Origin of the sequence: Qipengyuania pelagi (genome assembly GCF_009827295.1) — a bacterium.
GTDB lineage: Bacteria > Pseudomonadota > Alphaproteobacteria > Sphingomonadales > Sphingomonadaceae > Qipengyuania > Qipengyuania pelagi.
In genome coordinates, this window is the sequence record NZ_WTYD01000001.1 from 2,075,942 (window position 1) to 2,091,824 (window position 15,883).

General features: G+C 61.1%; 15 protein-coding genes. 8 read left to right on the forward strand and 7 right to left on the reverse strand.

Annotated elements, in window-relative coordinates; all coding sequences use genetic code 11:
- Positions 1-159: 159 nt before the first annotated feature.
- Positions 160-1,026, forward strand: a complete 867-nt coding sequence (locus GRI47_RS10140; RefSeq protein WP_160661114.1) for a radical SAM protein — start codon at positions 160-162, stop codon at positions 1,024-1,026.
- Positions 1,027-1,078: 52 nt separating this feature from the next.
- A protein-coding gene (locus GRI47_RS10145; RefSeq protein WP_151884740.1) for an IS3 family transposase occupies positions 1,079-2,430 on the forward strand; the annotation gives its coding sequence in 2 pieces (ribosomal slippage) (positions 1,079-1,414 and positions 1,417-2,430; 1,350 coding nt in all).
- Between the two features lie 226 nt (positions 2,431-2,656).
- Here the strand turns inward: GRI47_RS10145 and GRI47_RS10150 are convergent.
- The gene (locus GRI47_RS10150; protein WP_160661115.1) at positions 2,657-2,839 is read right to left on the reverse strand and encodes a hypothetical protein; all 183 of its coding nucleotides are present in this window, start codon (positions 2,837-2,839) and stop codon (positions 2,657-2,659) included.
- A 153-nt stretch (positions 2,840-2,992) separates the two neighbouring features.
- On the opposite strand from GRI47_RS10150, the gene GRI47_RS10155 reads away from it, so the two are divergent.
- From GRI47_RS10155 to GRI47_RS10165, 3 genes are all read left to right on the forward strand, one after another.
- Complete coding sequence (locus tag GRI47_RS10155; RefSeq protein ID WP_160661116.1) at positions 2,993-3,157, forward strand: hypothetical protein; 165 nt, start codon at positions 2,993-2,995, stop codon at positions 3,155-3,157.
- Between the two features lie 403 nt (positions 3,158-3,560).
- Positions 3,561-4,673, forward strand: a complete 1,113-nt coding sequence (locus GRI47_RS10160; RefSeq protein ID WP_160661117.1) for a S8 family serine peptidase — start codon at positions 3,561-3,563, stop codon at positions 4,671-4,673.
- 32 nt (positions 4,674-4,705) lie between these two features.
- On the forward strand, positions 4,706-5,803 hold the full coding sequence (locus tag GRI47_RS10165) for a ComEC/Rec2 family competence protein (protein ID WP_160661118.1): 1,098 nt from the start codon (positions 4,706-4,708) through the stop codon (positions 5,801-5,803).
- Positions 5,804-6,279: 476 nt separating this feature from the next.
- On the opposite strand, the gene GRI47_RS10170 is transcribed toward GRI47_RS10165, so the two are convergent.
- Together GRI47_RS10170 and GRI47_RS10175 are read right to left on the reverse strand one after the other, a co-directional pair.
- Entirely contained in the window at positions 6,280-8,163 is a 1,884-nt protein-coding gene (locus GRI47_RS10170) for a hypothetical protein (RefSeq protein ID WP_160661119.1), read from the reverse strand.
- 1 nt (position 8,164) lies between these two features.
- Positions 8,165-8,836: an ATP-binding protein gene (locus GRI47_RS10175; RefSeq protein ID WP_337190686.1), complete on the reverse strand. Its 672-nt coding sequence runs from the start codon at positions 8,834-8,836 to the stop codon at positions 8,165-8,167.
- Between the two features lie 29 nt (positions 8,837-8,865).
- On the opposite strand from GRI47_RS10175, the gene GRI47_RS10180 reads away from it, so the two are divergent.
- The 3 genes from GRI47_RS10180 (at position 8,866) to GRI47_RS10190 (ending at position 12,471) form a co-directional block, all read left to right on the forward strand.
- On the forward strand, positions 8,866-9,294 hold the full coding sequence (locus GRI47_RS10180; protein WP_160661121.1) for a hypothetical protein: 429 nt from the start codon (positions 8,866-8,868) through the stop codon (positions 9,292-9,294).
- A gap of 627 nt (positions 9,295-9,921) precedes the next feature.
- The gene (locus tag GRI47_RS10185) at positions 9,922-11,259 is read left to right on the forward strand and encodes an MFS transporter (protein ID WP_237452669.1); all 1,338 of its coding nucleotides are present in this window, start codon (positions 9,922-9,924) and stop codon (positions 11,257-11,259) included.
- Positions 11,260-11,262: 3 nt separating this feature from the next.
- On the forward strand, positions 11,263-12,471 hold the full coding sequence (locus GRI47_RS10190; protein ID WP_160661123.1) for a benzoate/H(+) symporter BenE family transporter: 1,209 nt from the start codon (positions 11,263-11,265) through the stop codon (positions 12,469-12,471).
- Between the two features lie 53 nt (positions 12,472-12,524).
- Here GRI47_RS10190 and pcaF read toward each other — a convergent pair whose 3' ends face one another.
- From pcaF to GRI47_RS10210, 4 genes are read right to left on the reverse strand one after another with little or no spacing between them, the layout of a single operon-like run.
- Positions 12,525-13,727: a 3-oxoadipyl-CoA thiolase gene (pcaF, locus tag GRI47_RS10195; RefSeq protein ID WP_160661124.1), complete on the reverse strand. Its 1,203-nt coding sequence runs from the start codon at positions 13,725-13,727 to the stop codon at positions 12,525-12,527.
- Complete coding sequence (gene pcaD / locus GRI47_RS10200; protein ID WP_160661125.1) at positions 13,720-14,511, reverse strand: 3-oxoadipate enol-lactonase; 792 nt, start codon at positions 14,509-14,511, stop codon at positions 13,720-13,722. Before pcaD ends, pcaF begins: the two co-directional genes overlap by 8 nt.
- Positions 14,511-15,164 carry a 3-oxoacid CoA-transferase subunit B gene (locus GRI47_RS10205; protein ID WP_160661126.1) on the reverse strand — a complete coding sequence of 218 codons (654 nt, stop codon included), beginning with the start codon at positions 15,162-15,164 and terminating at the stop codon, positions 14,511-14,513. The genes pcaD and GRI47_RS10205 overlap by 1 nt, the downstream gene beginning before the upstream one ends.
- Positions 15,161-15,874 carry a CoA transferase subunit A gene (locus tag GRI47_RS10210; protein WP_160661127.1) on the reverse strand — a complete coding sequence of 238 codons (714 nt, stop codon included), beginning with the start codon at positions 15,872-15,874 and terminating at the stop codon, positions 15,161-15,163. Before GRI47_RS10210 ends, GRI47_RS10205 begins: the two co-directional genes overlap by 4 nt.
- Positions 15,875-15,883: the final 9 nt, after the last annotated feature.

The window sequence follows — 15,883 nt, forward strand, 5'->3', positions numbered from 1 at the left end:
AATGACCGAAACTCCACGATTCCGCGATTCTACAATTAGGACCCTGAATGACCAGATCTGCTTGCCAACAGGTTAGGCGCGATTCTCCCTGCGCTCAAAAAAAATTTGTATGTACTGAAAAAGTGTATAACCGTAGCACGGCAATTCGGAGTCGACGCTATGGTTGGTGCGCTTGTTCGTGATTCGAAAGAAGTCGACAGTGTATCCGCAATACCGCGGGTTGTTGCCGAAGCATGCAACCCTCAAGTCCAAGATCTGATCATCCTTCCGACTGAGAAGTGTAACTTCAGATGCACGTATTGCTATGAAGACTTTGCCGTCGGCAAGATGAGTGAAGCTGTGCAGCGGGCGGTCGAGCAGTTTATGTCGAACCGGATACCCGATCTGGCCCAGCTGTCGATCAAATGGTTTGGCGGGGAGCCTTTGGTTGCGAAGGCTGTTGTGCTGCGTCTTTCAGCGCACGCCAAGTCACTTTGCGACCAACATGGTGTGGGTCTGAGCGGCGGCCTTACGACCAATGCGTGGTTGCTCGACTATGCGACCTTCAGCGAGCTGGTCAGCTACGACCAGAGATTTTTCCAGATTACCCTGGATGGTTGGAAAGACGTGCATGACACCTTTCGTCGCCGTGCCAATGGCCGAGGTACTTTCGACAGGATATGGGAGAACTTGTTAGCGACCCGCGAGAGCGATGATCAGTTTGAGATTCAGCTTCGTGTGCATATCCGGCGCGGCGATCAAGGAAGTATCGAAGAGCTTCTTCAGCACATTGCCGCCGAATTTGGCAACGACCCCCGGTACTCCATCGATTTCGAGCATATCCGCAACCTGGGTGGCGAAGGCGGAAAAACCGTCGCCAACCCCCTGTCGCTTGATGAACTCAAAGCAATCGAGCGAGACTTGCGCGCATTCTATGAGCGACAGATCGCTTCCTACCATCCAAGCATGGCTAGGTGTGCCGGCGGCATTCCAGATCCGTCTGTAGATACCGTTTGTCCCCCGTCAGCACCTATGGCACAGATTTGAGGTTGTGATTCAAGGAGGATTTGGGCTTCGTCGTAGTGACGAAGGAACGAAGATGAAGCCCAAATCCTCAAGGTCCAAATTGCCTGCCGAGCAGGTGGTCAAGGACATCCGCCGCAAGACCCGTCGGCATTTTTCATCGGAAGACAAGATCAGGATCGTGCTGGAAGGCCTGCGCGGCGATGACTCGATAGCTGAGTTGTGCCGCAAGGAAGGCATTGCCCAGAGCCTGTACTACACCTGGTCCAAGGAGTTCATGGAGGCCGGCAAACGCCGCCTGGCTGGCGACACCGCCCGTGCAGCGACTACGGACGAAGTCAGGGATCTGCGCCGTGAGGCCCGCGATCTGAAGGAATGCGTGGCCGACCTCATCCTGGAGAACCGCTTGCTCAAAAAAAGCATGATCGCGGATGGGGGAGACGACGCATGAGATACCCCGCATCCGAGAAGCTGGAGATCATCAGGATCGTTGAGCAATCGCATCTCCCGGCCAAGCGCACGTTGGACCAGCTCGGCGTCGCACGGCGCACCTTCTACCGCTGGTATGACCGTTACCTTGAAGGCGGGCCGGAGGCGCTGGCAGACAGGTCATCGACGCCGATCCGCGTGTGGAACAGGATCGCACCCGAGGTTCAGGATCAGATCGTCGAGATGGCGCTGGAGCAGACTGACCTCAGCCCAAGGGAACTGGCGGTGCGCTTCACTGACGAGAAGCGCTACTTCGTGTCGGAAGCCACCGTCTACCGGCTGCTCAAGGCCCACGATCTGATCACCAGTCCGGCCTATACTGTGATCAAGGCGGCAGAGGCGTTCCACACCCAGACCACGCGCCCCAACGAGATGTGGCAGACCGACTTTACCTACTTCAAGATCATCGGGTGGGGCTGGGTCTACCTCTCGACCGTGCTCGACGATTACTCGCGCTACATCATCGCCTGGAAGCTCTGCACCACCATGCGAGCCGAGGACGTCACCGACACGCTCGACATGGCTCTGGCAGCCTCAGGCTGCGACCATGCCAATGTGCTGCACAGACCACGTCTGCTGAGCGACAACGGTCCCAGCTACATCGCCGGGGAACTGGCCGAATACATCGAAGCGAACCGGATGAGCCATGTGCGCGGTGCACCCTTCCATCCGCAGACCCAGGGCAAGATCGAGAGATGGCATCAAACGCTAAAGAACCGCGTGCTGCTCGAAAACTACTTCCTGCCTGGCGACCTCGAACAGCAGATCGAGGCGTTCGTCGAGCATTACAACCACCAGCGCTATCACGAAAGCCTCGACAACGTGACGCCTGCCGATGCCTACTTCGGCAGGGCTGCCGCCATCATCAAACGACGAGAAAGGATCAAGCGAAAGACACTCGAACATCGGCGCTTGCAACACCGCAAGCTCGCCGCCTAAACATCAAACCCAGACGAGGCCCGCACTCCGCAATCCTACGCCGCGAGTTGTGCCAAATGTTTTGACGACGGACAGTAGCGATTACTCACCGGCCGGAGGTGTGGTCATTGTCGGATGTCATTCTCGACTTGGACGACATGACTGGACCACGTGCGGAGCTACTACGGTTAATTGACGGAACTTCGCCTGCGGGCATCTAGAGCAGATGAAAACCTGACTTATCTCTTTAGAACTCTTTCAGCATACGTCGAAGCGCGATCCGTGCGTCAGAGAGTTCGGCTTCGGCCCGGTCGATTTCTCGGTCCAAGTCGGCTTCATTCTGCTCTTTCAGCGAACGGAGCTCATCCGCGAATTCATCCAGTTTTTTAAGCATCTCTGCGATCCGCTCTTTCTTGATAGCGTCATTCACGATAGACCTCCTTCTTGTCGGTCGGACATACTAAGTTTCGCAACGTTTTGCCATCGATAGCTGTTTGCTAGGCGGTCCTGTCCCCTCAGCACCAATGGCACAGATTTGAGGTTGTGATTTAAGGAGGGTTGGGGTGACCGGCTACCCGCGTTCATGATCGGTGACGGGGAGACCGTCGGAGACCTTGAAGCCATCGACCGCGATCAGGGCCAATACACCGAGGAGTTCCACGTCGTGATGGTGGGTCGCACTGCCGCGCTTCCCCGACGAGTGGTGACGGTCGTCGACTTTTTCAGCGCACGCGCTCGGGTGGACTGAGAGGGCATCGTAACCGGGCAACCCGAATGCCGCCCTTGAAGTTCGCCGTCGAACATCCTGGTCGGGACAGCGTTCGCAGGGACAGTCCCAATGCCCGCGGCTCCCGGTCGATTCAGCCAAGCAGCTGTCTCTCGACTTCCACGGCGTTCCCGTTTCCTAAACGCCCGCAAGCGATTAGGGCAGGCCGAGCAAAGGCTCGCGCGATCGGAGGTCGGTGGTGGCAAGGGAACGGCGATACTTCGTAATCGAAAGCGAGTTCGACCCGGCTCCCGGCCGCTATGCTGCGGGACCGCACGACTGGTTTGAGATTCGAGCCGGCGGGGCTCCGAGGACCAAGAGCCTTGGTAGCGGACGGGCCGCCTTCCCACGTGACTCTGGGCGCCTTACTACCCGCGTCGAGACCATGACGGAGGCGCAGGCCGCAGACGTCGGTCGCGATGGGCGTGTCAGGGTCGTGGGCGAACCCATGCCTATGGCGCTGATCGACGGACGCCCGAGTTCGACGGAGGGAAGCACCCCGGAGAATGGCGGCGGTTCCTGGGGCATCGACGCCTGCGGAGCGTCCGCGACCGGGACGGACGGAACGGGCGTGAAGCTCGCCGTGATCGACTCGGGGATCGACTTGGCGCACCCGGCATTCGCCAGCGTGACGGATCGGATCGAGGTTCGGGACTTCACCGGCAGTGCCTCTGAAGGCCACGACGTGATGGGCCACGGCACGCACTGCGCGGGGACCATGTTCGGACAGGACGTGGACGGTCGTCGGATCGGCATCGCTCGCGAATTCGAGCGCGCCTTCGTCGCGAAGGTCTTCGGGGACGACGGTGCGAGCGACACCGCTTCTCTGTGGGACGCGATGATCTGGGCGCAGAGATCGGGCGCGAACGTGATCTCCATGTCTCTCGGCTTCGATGTGCCCGGGATGATCGAACGGCTCATGGACTGGTATGACCTGCCGCAGAAGGTCGCGGCATCGCAGGCTCTCGTTTCCTTCGCGAAGAACCTGCGCGCCTTCGACACGCAGATCGCAGCGATGGAGGCCCAAGCGGCGTTTGGCGGCGGCGCGCTCGTGTTCGCCGCCTCGGGCAACGAGAGCGAGCGCGATGTGGATCCCCGGCATGTCGTGTCGGCATCGCTTCCAGCTTCCGCGAAGGGCGTCATCCCGGTCGGTGCGTTCGGACCTCTTGATCGGGGTTACTGCGTGGCGGACTTCTCGAATACCGATCCGGCGTGTGTAGCTCCTGGCGTCGGCATCCTGTCGGCAGAGGCTGGCGGCACGGGGCTATTGGCGCTGGACGGGACGAGCATGGCCTGCCCCCACGCTGCGGGCGTGGCGGCGCTTTGGTGGCAGCGACTCCAGCAGAAGGACGGCGATGCGGATCCTGCCCGCGTCAGGGATGCTCTCTTCGGCGCAATGACCCAGGATGGACTAGTCGAACGCCGAAACGGTGCGGATTACGGTCGTGGCCGGATCATGGCACCGGTCGATGGTGAGGCGGCCGCTCGGGCGCGTTGACCGCACTTGATGGTTACCGAATGGAGGGAGCCGTGAACCCGGTCTTTGACCTGACGATTTTCCCCGCCGCGGAAGGGGACTGCCTCCTGCTCAGCTGGGGCGGGGACCGGGACACCCTGCATTATGCGTTGATCGACGGAGGACGCACAGGAACTTGGAAGCACCTAAAGCCCGCGCTCGGCCTGATCGCGTCGAATGGAAGACCGCTCGAGCTTCTTGTCCTCTCGCATATCGACGCCGACCATATCGACGGACTGAACCGGATGCTGGACGACGGATCTCCGATCGCCCCGAAGCGCGTCTGGTTCAACGGTTTCGACCAGCTTCGCAGGCTCGACCCTCCGACGGGCTTCTCTCCTTCGGGGTTCGCTGGCGCCGACCGGTATTCCATGAGTCTTGCGGATGCCGGGTGGCCCATCAATGCCGACTTCCGAGGCCTCCCGGTCATGCTCGAGACCTTTCCCGAGCGGTTCGAGATCGAAGGACTGTCGCTGAAGTTGTTGTCCCCCGACAGGCGGAAGCTGGCAGCGCTCAAAGCCGGGTGGGACAAGTGGCGTAATGGGCAGGATGACGCCGGGACCGGTCTGGCGCCCAGTGGTCAAGAGCCTGGTGGCTTCGCGCCTGCAGGAATACGGCCAATGCCCGAGGTCCTCGACGTCGATCGACTGTGCGGGCCAAGCCCGGTCGACGAGTCGGCGCCCAATGGCTCGAGCATCGCGATGATCGCGGAGTTCGGCGGCCGGCGCGTCCTCTTTGGCGCGGATGCGCATCCTGACCTCTTGGAGAAGGCCCTAGCTGCCGTCGCCGGCGATGAAGGGAAGGTGAAGCTCGATCTCTTCAAGCTCGCTCATCATGGCAGCCGCGCCAACCTGACTCGCGCAATCCTAGAGAGTCTGGACTGCTCGCGGTTTGCGATTTCCACGAATGGCTCGCGATTCGGTCATCCTGATCCCGAGGCCATTGCGCGCATCTTGAAATTCGGCGGAGAGCGGGATGGCGGGAAGACGCTCTACTTCAACTACGCGTCAGCGAGAACTCGTCCGTGGAACGACGAAGGTCTTCGCCAGAGATGGAACTTCGACTGCCGGTATCCGGAGAACGATGAGGAGCCACTCGTGGTTTCCATCTGACCTGACGAGGCGGATAGGTCGTTCGACGCGTTATATGGATGTCCAATGCGGCTCAGAGCCCAATTCCTGCATATGGGCGCTTGCCTTCGCGCTCGTGGAAAGAGCGGGTGAAGGAATAAGCGTTAAAATATGCAAATGTAAGGGTGTGCTAGCGTCTGTGAGGACCCGTTGGCATTGTCATAAAAGCCTACGCAATCGAGCGCGAGTCCGGTTGACCTAGGTCCGGCTGACCCTGTCACTCGGCGACAGAACGATAAGTCGCAAGTGATTTCTTCCGTAGGAGATCATTGAACCCGGCAGTTAGCGCGATTGGCCCCGGTCATTCGGAGAACTAAATTCACCGGCGCATCGAGAGGACGGAGCGGAACCGCAACGCCTTCGCATGTGCACTCGCTCGGATGCTCCTGGTTCCAAGCATGCGGGTGCGCAGCCTCGGCTCCTTCCGCTATTCGCGGGTCAGTCGGGGCTCAGTCCGATCAGACCGGTTGAAGTCTGTCGATTTGAACGCGGCAGAATCCGCCTTCAGGCCTTTCCACGACGCCCCTGGCGTCGCACCAAGCCTTCAGCGCGTTCGGTGCGATACCGGTCCTCAGCGACAGTTCCGCGCTGAAGACGCGCGTTTCGGCGAGTGCGAGAACCTCGGTCATAGGGCAGGCGAGTTTCTTGTAGGCCTGCTCAAAATTTAGCATTCTGTTCGATCGCAGCCTGGTCATCTGACTGAAGGTGGCGTTCAGGATCTCCATCGCGGCCTGCTGAGATGCAATGAGCGGCACATTGAAATCGCTTCTCGGCTCTCTCATCATCTTCGCGAGCATGCCGAGGTCCTTCCGACGGATCAGCAGGGAACGGGTCGTGGGTGCGGGATCGCCCTTCGCGCGGAGGCACGGAAGGTGCCCGTTGAGAATCGCGTCCATGATCTCGTCCCACGGCTTCAATCCGCCGCCGATGATGCGAGAGGCCGCTCCGATCGACAGCAGCTCCTCCGTCCCGTCCGACACGTCCAGGGATGCGAGTTCTGCGACGAGCCTCTCGACTGAGGCGGTCATGATCCTTGTCTGGGGTTCGAGCGCGTTCAGCCCGGGATTGCTGGGCCGGTCTAACCGGGCCGAACGGCCCATCTGCATTATCGCGTAGGTCGGCAGCAGGAGTCGCGTAGCGACCGTCTCGTTTCTCTCCGATGCTTCGCGTTGCTGGATGAAATCCTCGCAGAGCGCCCTGTCGAGCTTGGATGATCCCGCGTCGCCTACCATGTCCGGTGAACGCAGGAAGTCGCCCTTGCTCAGGAAGGCTCCCTGCTCAGCCGAGATGCCAGTGAGGCGGACCAGTTCGGTCTGTAGCATGACCGGAGGGCTGTCGGGTGCTACCGCTTCTCTGAGACCTTCGGCGATCACGGGTGCCCCCGAGATTACTAAATCTCTGACTTCGAGGTTGGGGTGATTGTTCGCCGCTGACTTGAGCCTCGACCATAGATGACGTTCGGACTTGCGGTTGTTGATGGCACGAGCTGCAAGCTTTTCGAGGCACGACGGCCATTCGAGGAGGGCTTCCGTGCCCTTTGTCGCTCGCGCTGCGATATCAACAGCACGACTGTCGCGGAACTTCGACATGTTCGCCCTTCTCCCCTGAGGTCGATCGATATCGGCAAGCAAGAAGACCAGATCGATGAGTGTTGGATTGTCGATGTCGCGAAGGTCGGGGTGGAGCATCGCACGCGCGGCCGCCACCTCTTCCTCGTCCGCGGAGAGTAACATTGAGAAGAGTCCGTATGACTCCCGCATTCGGTCAGGCAGCTCATTGCCTTCGGCCGGAATTGGGTCCTTGTCGTGCACGCAGTCTTCGCGGTCGCATTGTCCCACGGGCCGTGCTGCCGACCAGCGCAACTTGCCTTGGCATTCGGAGCAGCAGTCGACGAGTTCGTCAAAGCTTTCGGGGCAGTAGGGAAGCAGTCTCAAGAGCCAAGACTGACGATGATGATCAGAGTGCTGGAGTGACCTTGGCGAGATGCGACGGTAGCGCATCTCGATGTCTCGCAGTCGCATCGAGCGTTTCCCCCACTGGACGAGCTTTCCCGAATGGTCCTCGCCGATCGGGGCGCACGCCTTTTTCCTGATCTCCATCTCATCGATGCCCAGGATTCGGGAAAGTTCTTCCAGGCTGTGTGGCGTAGCCTGGAAGATCGCTTCCCCTTGGTGGAGAACGTCAATGCCGCACGCCATGAGGATGAGCCGGTTCGATCCGAGATAATGCTCCGCGCCTCGTCTCGAGATCAGGCCGATGAGGGATTCGTTCGAATACGCTTTGCCCGGCCAATGGAGTGGTTGGAGCTCGACACCGGGCGAAAGGGTTGCGCGCAGCACCATCTCAAACCGAGTGATAGTTGTTCGGGATGGCGAAGTTTTGGATGGCGTAATCGAGGTCCTGTTTTTCCACTGCCGTGGCGCAACGCAGGGTCGCATGTTCGAGAGCCTGCGCGACGATCCGGCACACGCGTCCGATATATCCTCCCGACCATTCCAGGAGCGTACGCTGTCCTTTCCCGGTCGAGAGTAAGCCAGTGTGCCGCACGAGGCTCAGTCGCAGCATCTCGGCTTCGAGACCCAGACAGAAGCCCTTGAATTCGCCGAGATCGCTTGCGGCGGTCAGGGGTTTGAGTTCGAGGGCGGAACCCGCCCTGTTCGCGAGGTGGATGTTGTCTTCGAACATGTCGCTAGAGGTCTCGTCCCCGACGAGCACGAGCGGGGTGATACCGGAATTGAGCAGGCTCTTGAGGAGGTTCGTCACATCCTTGCGATCCGTCCTCCTGCCCTTGAGTTCCTGGATCTCGTCGATGATGATCATCTCCACACCCGCTCTGGGAACGAATGCGCGCATGCGCTGGATGAGATCGGATGCGGTACCGATCTGCCAGTTGTCGTCGCCCAGCTGACGACAGATCTCCTGGCACAATGCCTTGGGGCTCGTGCAGCTGAGGAGCGACACATAGAGGATGAGATGGGGATTGTAGACACCGGTGCGCTGTGCGTGCTCGTCGATCCTACTGGTGCGGTAGTAAGGACTTCCGCGTGGATCTGTGTCGCGGAAGCGCCAGCGCCCATGTTGGCGATCGCTTTCTCGATCACGGAGACGACCTGCTCGGCAAGCTTGGGTTTTCTCTCCTGCTTGACGCGCGCGCCTCCGATCTTCTTGAGCTCGGGAAGGAGGCGCCAGGCCTTGGCCATGATTTGGAGGCGTCCCACGCTCACCCCGAGCTCATCGGCATGGCTGGCCACTTCCGCTGCGCTCGGTTGCTCGATCGCGCAGAATCTCTGCAGTATCTCACCGCGTTCCAGGATGGATGCCAGGCGCACGGGATCGACGCCTTCTTCGAAGGGGGACATGGATTTCTCCGATCAGATGGGTGGGTTGGGAAGGACGCGTGGAATCAGGACCGGCGAAGCCGGCCGATCTTCGGCATGCTCAGCTTCGACATGGACGTACGATGTGGGCGGTAGGAATGGGGGTGGATACGGCGATCGGACGCGCGTATCGTTGGATTCAGCGCCCCACGGATGGACCAGCGAGGGCTAGATCCTTGCGCTCAGGTCGTTTCGATCATGCGAAGCGAAGATCGTGCCGGGCAGCATCGCGAAGGGAGCGCGCAGGCTGCGTCTTTCGCATCGTCCAGGACATCGGCGTGGGGCTCAGACCGACGCGTTTTCCTCCCCCTCGCTTCGACGAATGCAACGCCTCGTCAAAGGATCACGACCTAGAAAGGGCAGAAGCTTCCGGTTCCGTCACGACCCAGGCATGTCGAATTATCGAAGGGTTGGCGATCAGGGCCGGACGTAATGTTTATTGGTCGGGGCGGACGTCAACTGTTCCCGTTGGTCGCCCACATCAAATTTTACGATTTGAGCGAATTCATTTCCGCAAAGATCGCTACGTCTGTCGCGTCACCATTCGCATGGGGGCGAATGTATGGTTCTAGGTGCGTCGAAGTATGATCGAGGGCTTGGATATACCCAGAAAGCATTACAGCGTTATCAGGACGGTATTGGAGCGAAGGCTGGGTGACCGCTACGGAGATGGAAAGAAATCCCCGCGTGACGTCGCAGGGGGTTGATTTGGGAGATAAGCAGTTGGCCAGTACGGTTTCCGTCAACGAGATAATCGATCGGGCTCGGTTCGGACGAACCCATTGGCTGATAATCGCTCTCACGGGGCTCTTGCTGATAGTGGATGGGTACGACGTGTTCGTCTACGGCGCGATCCTGCCAGCGCTGATGGAGGACTGGAGTCTGACGCCGACGCAAGCCGGGACCCTCGCGAGCTGGGCCCTGTTCGGCATGATGTTCGGCGCCATGATCTTCGGACCGCTCGGAGATCGGATCGGACGCAAGAAGTGCATCATCATCTGCTTCACGCTTTTCAGCTCAGCGTCCTTCTTCAATGGATTCGCCACCACCCCGTTCTCGTTCGGCGTCCTGCGTTTCATCGCAGGCCTCGGCTGTGGGGGCCTGATGCCGAACGCGGTTGCCCTGACGCGGGAGTACGCCCCCGCGCGCATCCGCAGCACGTTGGTCGCCCTGATGTTCAGCGGTTATGCGGTGGGAGGTATCGCGGCCGCGGGCCTCGGTATCTGGATGCTGCCGACTTTCGGATGGCAGTCGATGTTCTTCGCCGCGATCGTGCCGTTGCTCTTTCTCCCGGTCATTGCCTGGAAGCTGCCTGAATCGCCGGGCATCTTGATAAGGAACGGCAAGCAGAGTGCGGCACGAAGGGTTCTGAGGGGGATCGACCCTGACAATCCCGCGCTGAATGGCGGCACCTTGACATACGAGGAACCGAAGGCAGGCACGGCCTCCGTCGCTGCCCTGTTCCAGGACCATAAGGCCGTAGGGACGCTTTCGCTCTGGATCAGCTTCTTCTGCTGCCTGCTCATGGTTTACGCCCTGGGCTCCTGGCTTCCGCAGCTCATGCGGACGGCCGGTTATTCCCTGGGCTCGAGCCTTTCCTTCCTGGTCGCTCTCAATCTTGGTGGAATGATCGGAGCGATCGCCGGTGGGAGCCTTGCAGACCGTTTCGGTCTGCCTCGTGTCGTGATCTCGTATTTTCTCCTCGGTTCGATCTGCATCGTCCTGCTCGGATTCAACTCCGCGATGTCGATCCTCTACGCGTTGATCTTCGTTGCCGGCGCTGGAACCATCGGAACGCAGATCCTTCTCTATGCCAGTGTGGCCGAGTTCTATGGGCTTTCGGTGAGGTCGACCGGGTTGGGCTGGGCCTCCGGAATAGGTCGGATTGGAGCGATAGTCGGACCGATGCTCGGGGGTGTGCTCCTGGCGGCTGAACTGCCCATGACCTGGAACTTCGTGGTGTTCGCGATTCCGGGCGTCGTCTCCGTTCTTGCGACGGCGATCTATTCCCTGAACACGAAACAGCGACGGCAGGATGAGAACACGCTGGTCGCGGTCTGACGCATGCCGGCGGACAAGGCCGATAGCGGAGTAGCGCCCGCGTCCGACCTGCCAGCGGTGATGGCAGGTCTGATCGCGACCCTAATTTCCTATGCCGGCCCCCTGGTCATAATCTTCCAGGCGTCCGAGGGCCTATCGTCTGCTTTGGTGGCTTCGTGGATATGGGCGATCTCCATCGGCAGCGGAGTGCTCGGAATTCTCCTCAGTCTACGCTCACGCGTGCCGGTCGTGATCGCCTGGTCCGCTCCCGGTTCCGCGCTCCTGATACCCATCCTGGGAGTTACCGATTTCGCGGTGGCTGTCGGAGCGTACATCGTCGCGAATGCCCTGATCCTTGCGATCGGGCTGACGGGCATGTTCGATCGTGTCCTGCGCTACCTTCCGGGCTCGGTCACTGCTGCGATGCTGGCAGGGATCCTTTTCCGCTTCGTTCTGGATCTCGCAGGTACGCTGCCTCAGGAGCCTCTCCTCGTACTCTCGATGATCGCAGTGTTCGTCGCCGTGAGAGCTCGTGATCCGCGTTACGCGGTCGTGGCGGTCCTCTTCGTCGGCTGTATTCTGGCCGCATTCGGCGGAATGTTCGAAGGATCGATGCCCAGCATCGAACTCGTGGCACCGGTACTCACGGTCCCGGAATTCGAACTGCAGGCTGTTGCGAGCATATCGATCCCGCTCGCTGTCGTCGCGCTCACCGGACAGTTCCTCCCTGGGTTCGCCGTGCTGGAAGCCGCTGGCTATCGAGAACCCGCCCCCCGGTCCATCCTGTCATGGTGCGCTGCTGGCTCGATCGCGCTGGCCCCGTTCGGATGTCATGGTCTGAACCTTGCGGCGCTGACCGCGGCAATCTGTACGGGTCCGGAAGCCCATGCCGATCCGTCCCGACGTTGGATTGCAGGAGTATCGGGAGGAGTAGCCTACCTGCTCCTCGGCAGCTTCGCCGGCACGGTAGTGGCATTGTTCGCGTTGCTGCCTCCGGCTCTAGTCGCTGCCCTGGCGGGATTGGCGCTCTTTCCGATAACGGCGGCATCGCTCGCCAATGCCCTGCGTCCGGACGGTTCGCAGGACGCCGCTTTGTTGACCTTCGGGATCAGCGTGTCCGGCATCACGGTTTTCGGTCTGGGTTCGGCCTTCCTGGGCCTGGCTGCCGGTATCGCGGTCCACGGTCTTCGGACGGTAGTACTCGGGCTCGGGCGGTCCTTGCCAGCTAAGTGACGGACCGACAACGACCGGAGTCCGCTTTCCGCCCAACACCCCTGAAACGTCTATCAGACCCTTTCGATAGCCAGGGCCACTCCCTGCCCGACGCCGACGCACAGGAACACGAGTGCCCGTCGTCCGCCCCCTTGGTGGAGCTCTTCGGTCGCCGTCATGGCCAATCTCGCCCCGGTCATTCCGAGAGGATGGCCCAACGATATCGCACCCCCATTCGGATTGACCCTCGGATCATCCGGAGCGACGTCGAGTTCCCGAAGGGTCGCGATCGCTTGGGAGGCGAATGCCTCGTTGAGTTCGAGGACATCGAAATCCGCTATGCCGAGCCCCGTTCGGGCGAAAAGGCGCCGGGCTGCCAGGACGGGACCGATGCCCATCACTCTTGGTGGCACACCCGCCGCGGCGATCCCGATGATGCGGGCTCGGGGCTCGAGACCATGCGAGGCAGCAGTGGATTCGGAGGAGACGAGCATCGCGGCGGCGCCGTCGTTGAGACCCGAGGCATTGCCTGCGGTTACCGTCCCCTCTGCGGTCACGACGGGGCTGAGACGGGCGAGTCCTTCCAGATTCGAAGGTCGTGGATGCTCGTCGGAAGCGAATGTGACTGCCTCGCCCTTGCGCTGAGGAATCGCAACCGGAACGATCTCGGATGCGAGACGCCCGTTCGTCTGGGCTCGTGCGGTCTTCTCCTGACTGGCGAGCGCGAAGCGATCCTGGTCTTCGCGCGAGACATCCCAGTCCGCGGCGACGTTCTCCCCGGTTCTCGGCATACTGTCCGTGCCGTATTCGGCGACCATCCTGGGGTTCACGAACCGCCAACCCAGGGTCGTGTCCTCCAGGACCTGGTCACGGCCGAAGGCTGACTGCGCCTTGCCCACCACGTAGGGTGCGCGCGTCATGCTTTCGACGCCCCCGGCGACGATCAGATCCGCGTCTCCGCTGCGGATGGCCTGTGCCGCCATGCCGACCGCGCTGAGCCCGGAGGCGCAGAGCCGGTTCACCGTAATGCCAGGGACGCTGTCTGGCAGGCCCGCCAGCAGTGTCGCCATCCGGGCCACGTTGCGATTGTCCTCGCCGGCCTGGTTCGCGCACCCCAGGATGACATCGTCTATGGCTGCGGGGTCGAGCCCGGGGTTTCTCTCCTTCAGGGCTCGGATGGGGATCGCGGCTAGATCATCGGCGCGGACGCTCGAAAGCGAGCCGTTCAGTTTGCCGATCGGGGTTCGGATGGCATCGCAGATGAAGGCTTCAGGCATGATCACCGTTCAGGAAGAAGTGCTCGAGAGTGGATGCGAGGTCCGTGGGAGCCTCGATGGGGGCCAGGTGGGCGGCTGCGAGACTTGCGTGCTGGGCATCGGGGATGCTGGAGAGAAGATGCTCGCCATGCCCCTCGAATGGCGTCGAGGCATCCTTCGACCCCGTTATGACGAGGGTCGGGGCTGCGATCTGGTTGAGGCGCCCGTCGATGGCCATGTCCCTGATCGCCGCGGCGCAGCCGCGATAGCCATCGACGGTCATGCGAAGGAGAGCTTTTCGCAAGGTGGCCGTCATGGCGGGTTGGTTTCGGACCGTCTCGTCCGACAAGAATCGCGCGATCGCGAGATCGGCGATACCCTCCATCCCCTGCTCGGAGATCGTATCGATCCGTGCCTGCCATGCAGCGCGGTCCATTGTCGCCGACGTGCAGATGAGGGCGATGCGACGCACGCGTTCTGGGGCCTGCAGCGCCATCTGCATCGCGATCATGCCGCCCAGGGAGACGCCTGCGATATCGGCGCGGTTCATCCCCGCATCATCCATCACAGCCAGGATGTCTTGCGCGAGTCCTTCGAGCGAGTAGTCGCCGGGCGGTGCTGACGAAGCGCCGTGCCCTCTCGTATCTATTCTCAGGAGCAGATGGTTCCGCCTCAGATCATGGAGCGCGCCGTCCCACAGATCCATGTCGGTTCCGATGGAATTCAGGAGCACCAGGGGTGATCCCGAATCGGATCCTTCGAGTTTCCAGTAGATCGTGGCGGGCGATGCGGAGGTGAATGGCATCAGTCGGCCTGAGCGAAATCGGCATCGAGTGTGAAGGCCGCATCGGTCTTCGCGCGCACCTCTTCCAGCGAGATGCCCGGCGCGAGTTCGATGAGGCGCAGACCCGGTTTGTCGCAGGCGAGCACGCAGAGGTCCGAGATGATAAGGTCGACGCACCCGCGTCCGGTTAGCGGCAGCGAGCACTGGGGTAGGATCTTCGATGCGCCGGCCTTGTTCGTATGGTCCATCACCACCACGACGCGCTTGACGCCCGCGACGAGATCCATCGCTCCGCCCATGCCCTTCACCATCTTGCCCGGGATGGTCCAGTTGGCGATGTCGCCACCTTCGCTCACTTCCATCGCTCCGAGGACGGCCATGTCGATATGCCCTCCCCGGATCATCCCGAAACTCTCCGCTGACGAGAAGAAGCTCGATGTGGGAAGGGCCGTGATCGTCTGCTTGCCTGCGTTGATGAGGTCCGGGTCGACATCGGCTGCAAGTGGGAAGGGTCCGATGCCCAGCATGCCGTTCTCCGACTGCAGGGTGACATCGAGGTCCGGCGGGACGTGATTGGCGACGAGCGTCGGAATGCCTATGCCGAGGTTGACGTAGAACCCGTCCTCCAGTTCGCGCGCCGCGCGGGCTGCCATATCGTCGCGGGTCCAGCTCATGCTGCGGTCTCCGTTTCCCTGACCGTGAGCTTCTCGATGCGTTTCTCGTTGATGGTCGAGACGACCACGCGATCGACGAAGATGCCGGGCGTATGGATGCAGTCGGGGTCGAAGGTACCGGGCGCTACGATCTCCTCCACCTCCGCTACGGTGATCCTGGCCGCCGTGGCCATGTTGGGATTGAAATTGCGCGCGGTCTTGCGGAACATGAGATTGCCGGCCGGATCGGCGCGCCAGGCCTTGACGATGGCGAGGTCCGCGCGGAGCCATGTTTCGCGTACGTATTCCTCCCCTTCGAAGATTTCGGTCGGCTTGCCTTCTGCGACGACCGTACCGACGCCGGTCTTCGTGTAGAAGGCTGGAATCCCGGCGCCTCCTGCGCGAATGCGTTCGGCGAGCGTCCCTTGCGGATTGAGTTCGAGTTCGAGCTCGCCCGAGAGATATTGCTGCTCGAAGAGCTTGTTGTCGCCGACGTAGGAAGCGACCATCCTGGCGATCTGCCGGCTCTCTAGCAGCATCCACAGACCGAACCCGTCAGCGCCGGCATTGTTCGAAATGACCGTGAGATCCTTCACTCCGCTGTTGCGGATCTCAGGGATCAGGCTCTCCGGGTTACCCGAGAGACCGAAGCCGCCGGACATTATTGTCATGCGGTCGAAAAGCAGCCCGTCGAGAGAGCTTGCCGGGCTGTCGTAGGTCTTGTCGGACATGTTGGAACT

Coding starts and splice junctions, on each gene's coding strand:
- GRI47_RS10140 (WP_160661114.1), top strand. CDS start 160: ATGGTTGGTGCGCTTGTTCGTGATTCGAAAGAAGTCGACAGTGTATCC.
- GRI47_RS10155 (WP_160661116.1), top strand. CDS start 2,993: ATGATCGGTGACGGGGAGACCGTCGGAGACCTTGAAGCCATCGACCGC.
- GRI47_RS10160 (WP_160661117.1), top strand. CDS start 3,561: ATGACGGAGGCGCAGGCCGCAGACGTCGGTCGCGATGGGCGTGTCAGG.
- GRI47_RS10170 (WP_160661119.1), bottom strand. CDS start 8,163: ATGGTGCTGCGCGCAACCCTTTCGCCCGGTGTCGAGCTCCAACCACTC.
- GRI47_RS10190 (WP_160661123.1), top strand. CDS start 11,263: ATGCCGGCGGACAAGGCCGATAGCGGAGTAGCGCCCGCGTCCGACCTG.
- pcaF (WP_160661124.1), bottom strand. CDS start 13,727: ATGCCTGAAGCCTTCATCTGCGATGCCATCCGAACCCCGATCGGCAAA.
- pcaD (WP_160661125.1), bottom strand. CDS start 14,511: ATGCCATTCACCTCCGCATCGCCCGCCACGATCTACTGGAAACTCGAA.
- GRI47_RS10205 (WP_160661126.1), bottom strand. CDS start 15,164: ATGAGCTGGACCCGCGACGATATGGCAGCCCGCGCGGCGCGCGAACTG.
- GRI47_RS10210 (WP_160661127.1), bottom strand. CDS start 15,874: ATGTCCGACAAGACCTACGACAGCCCGGCAAGCTCTCTCGACGGGCTG.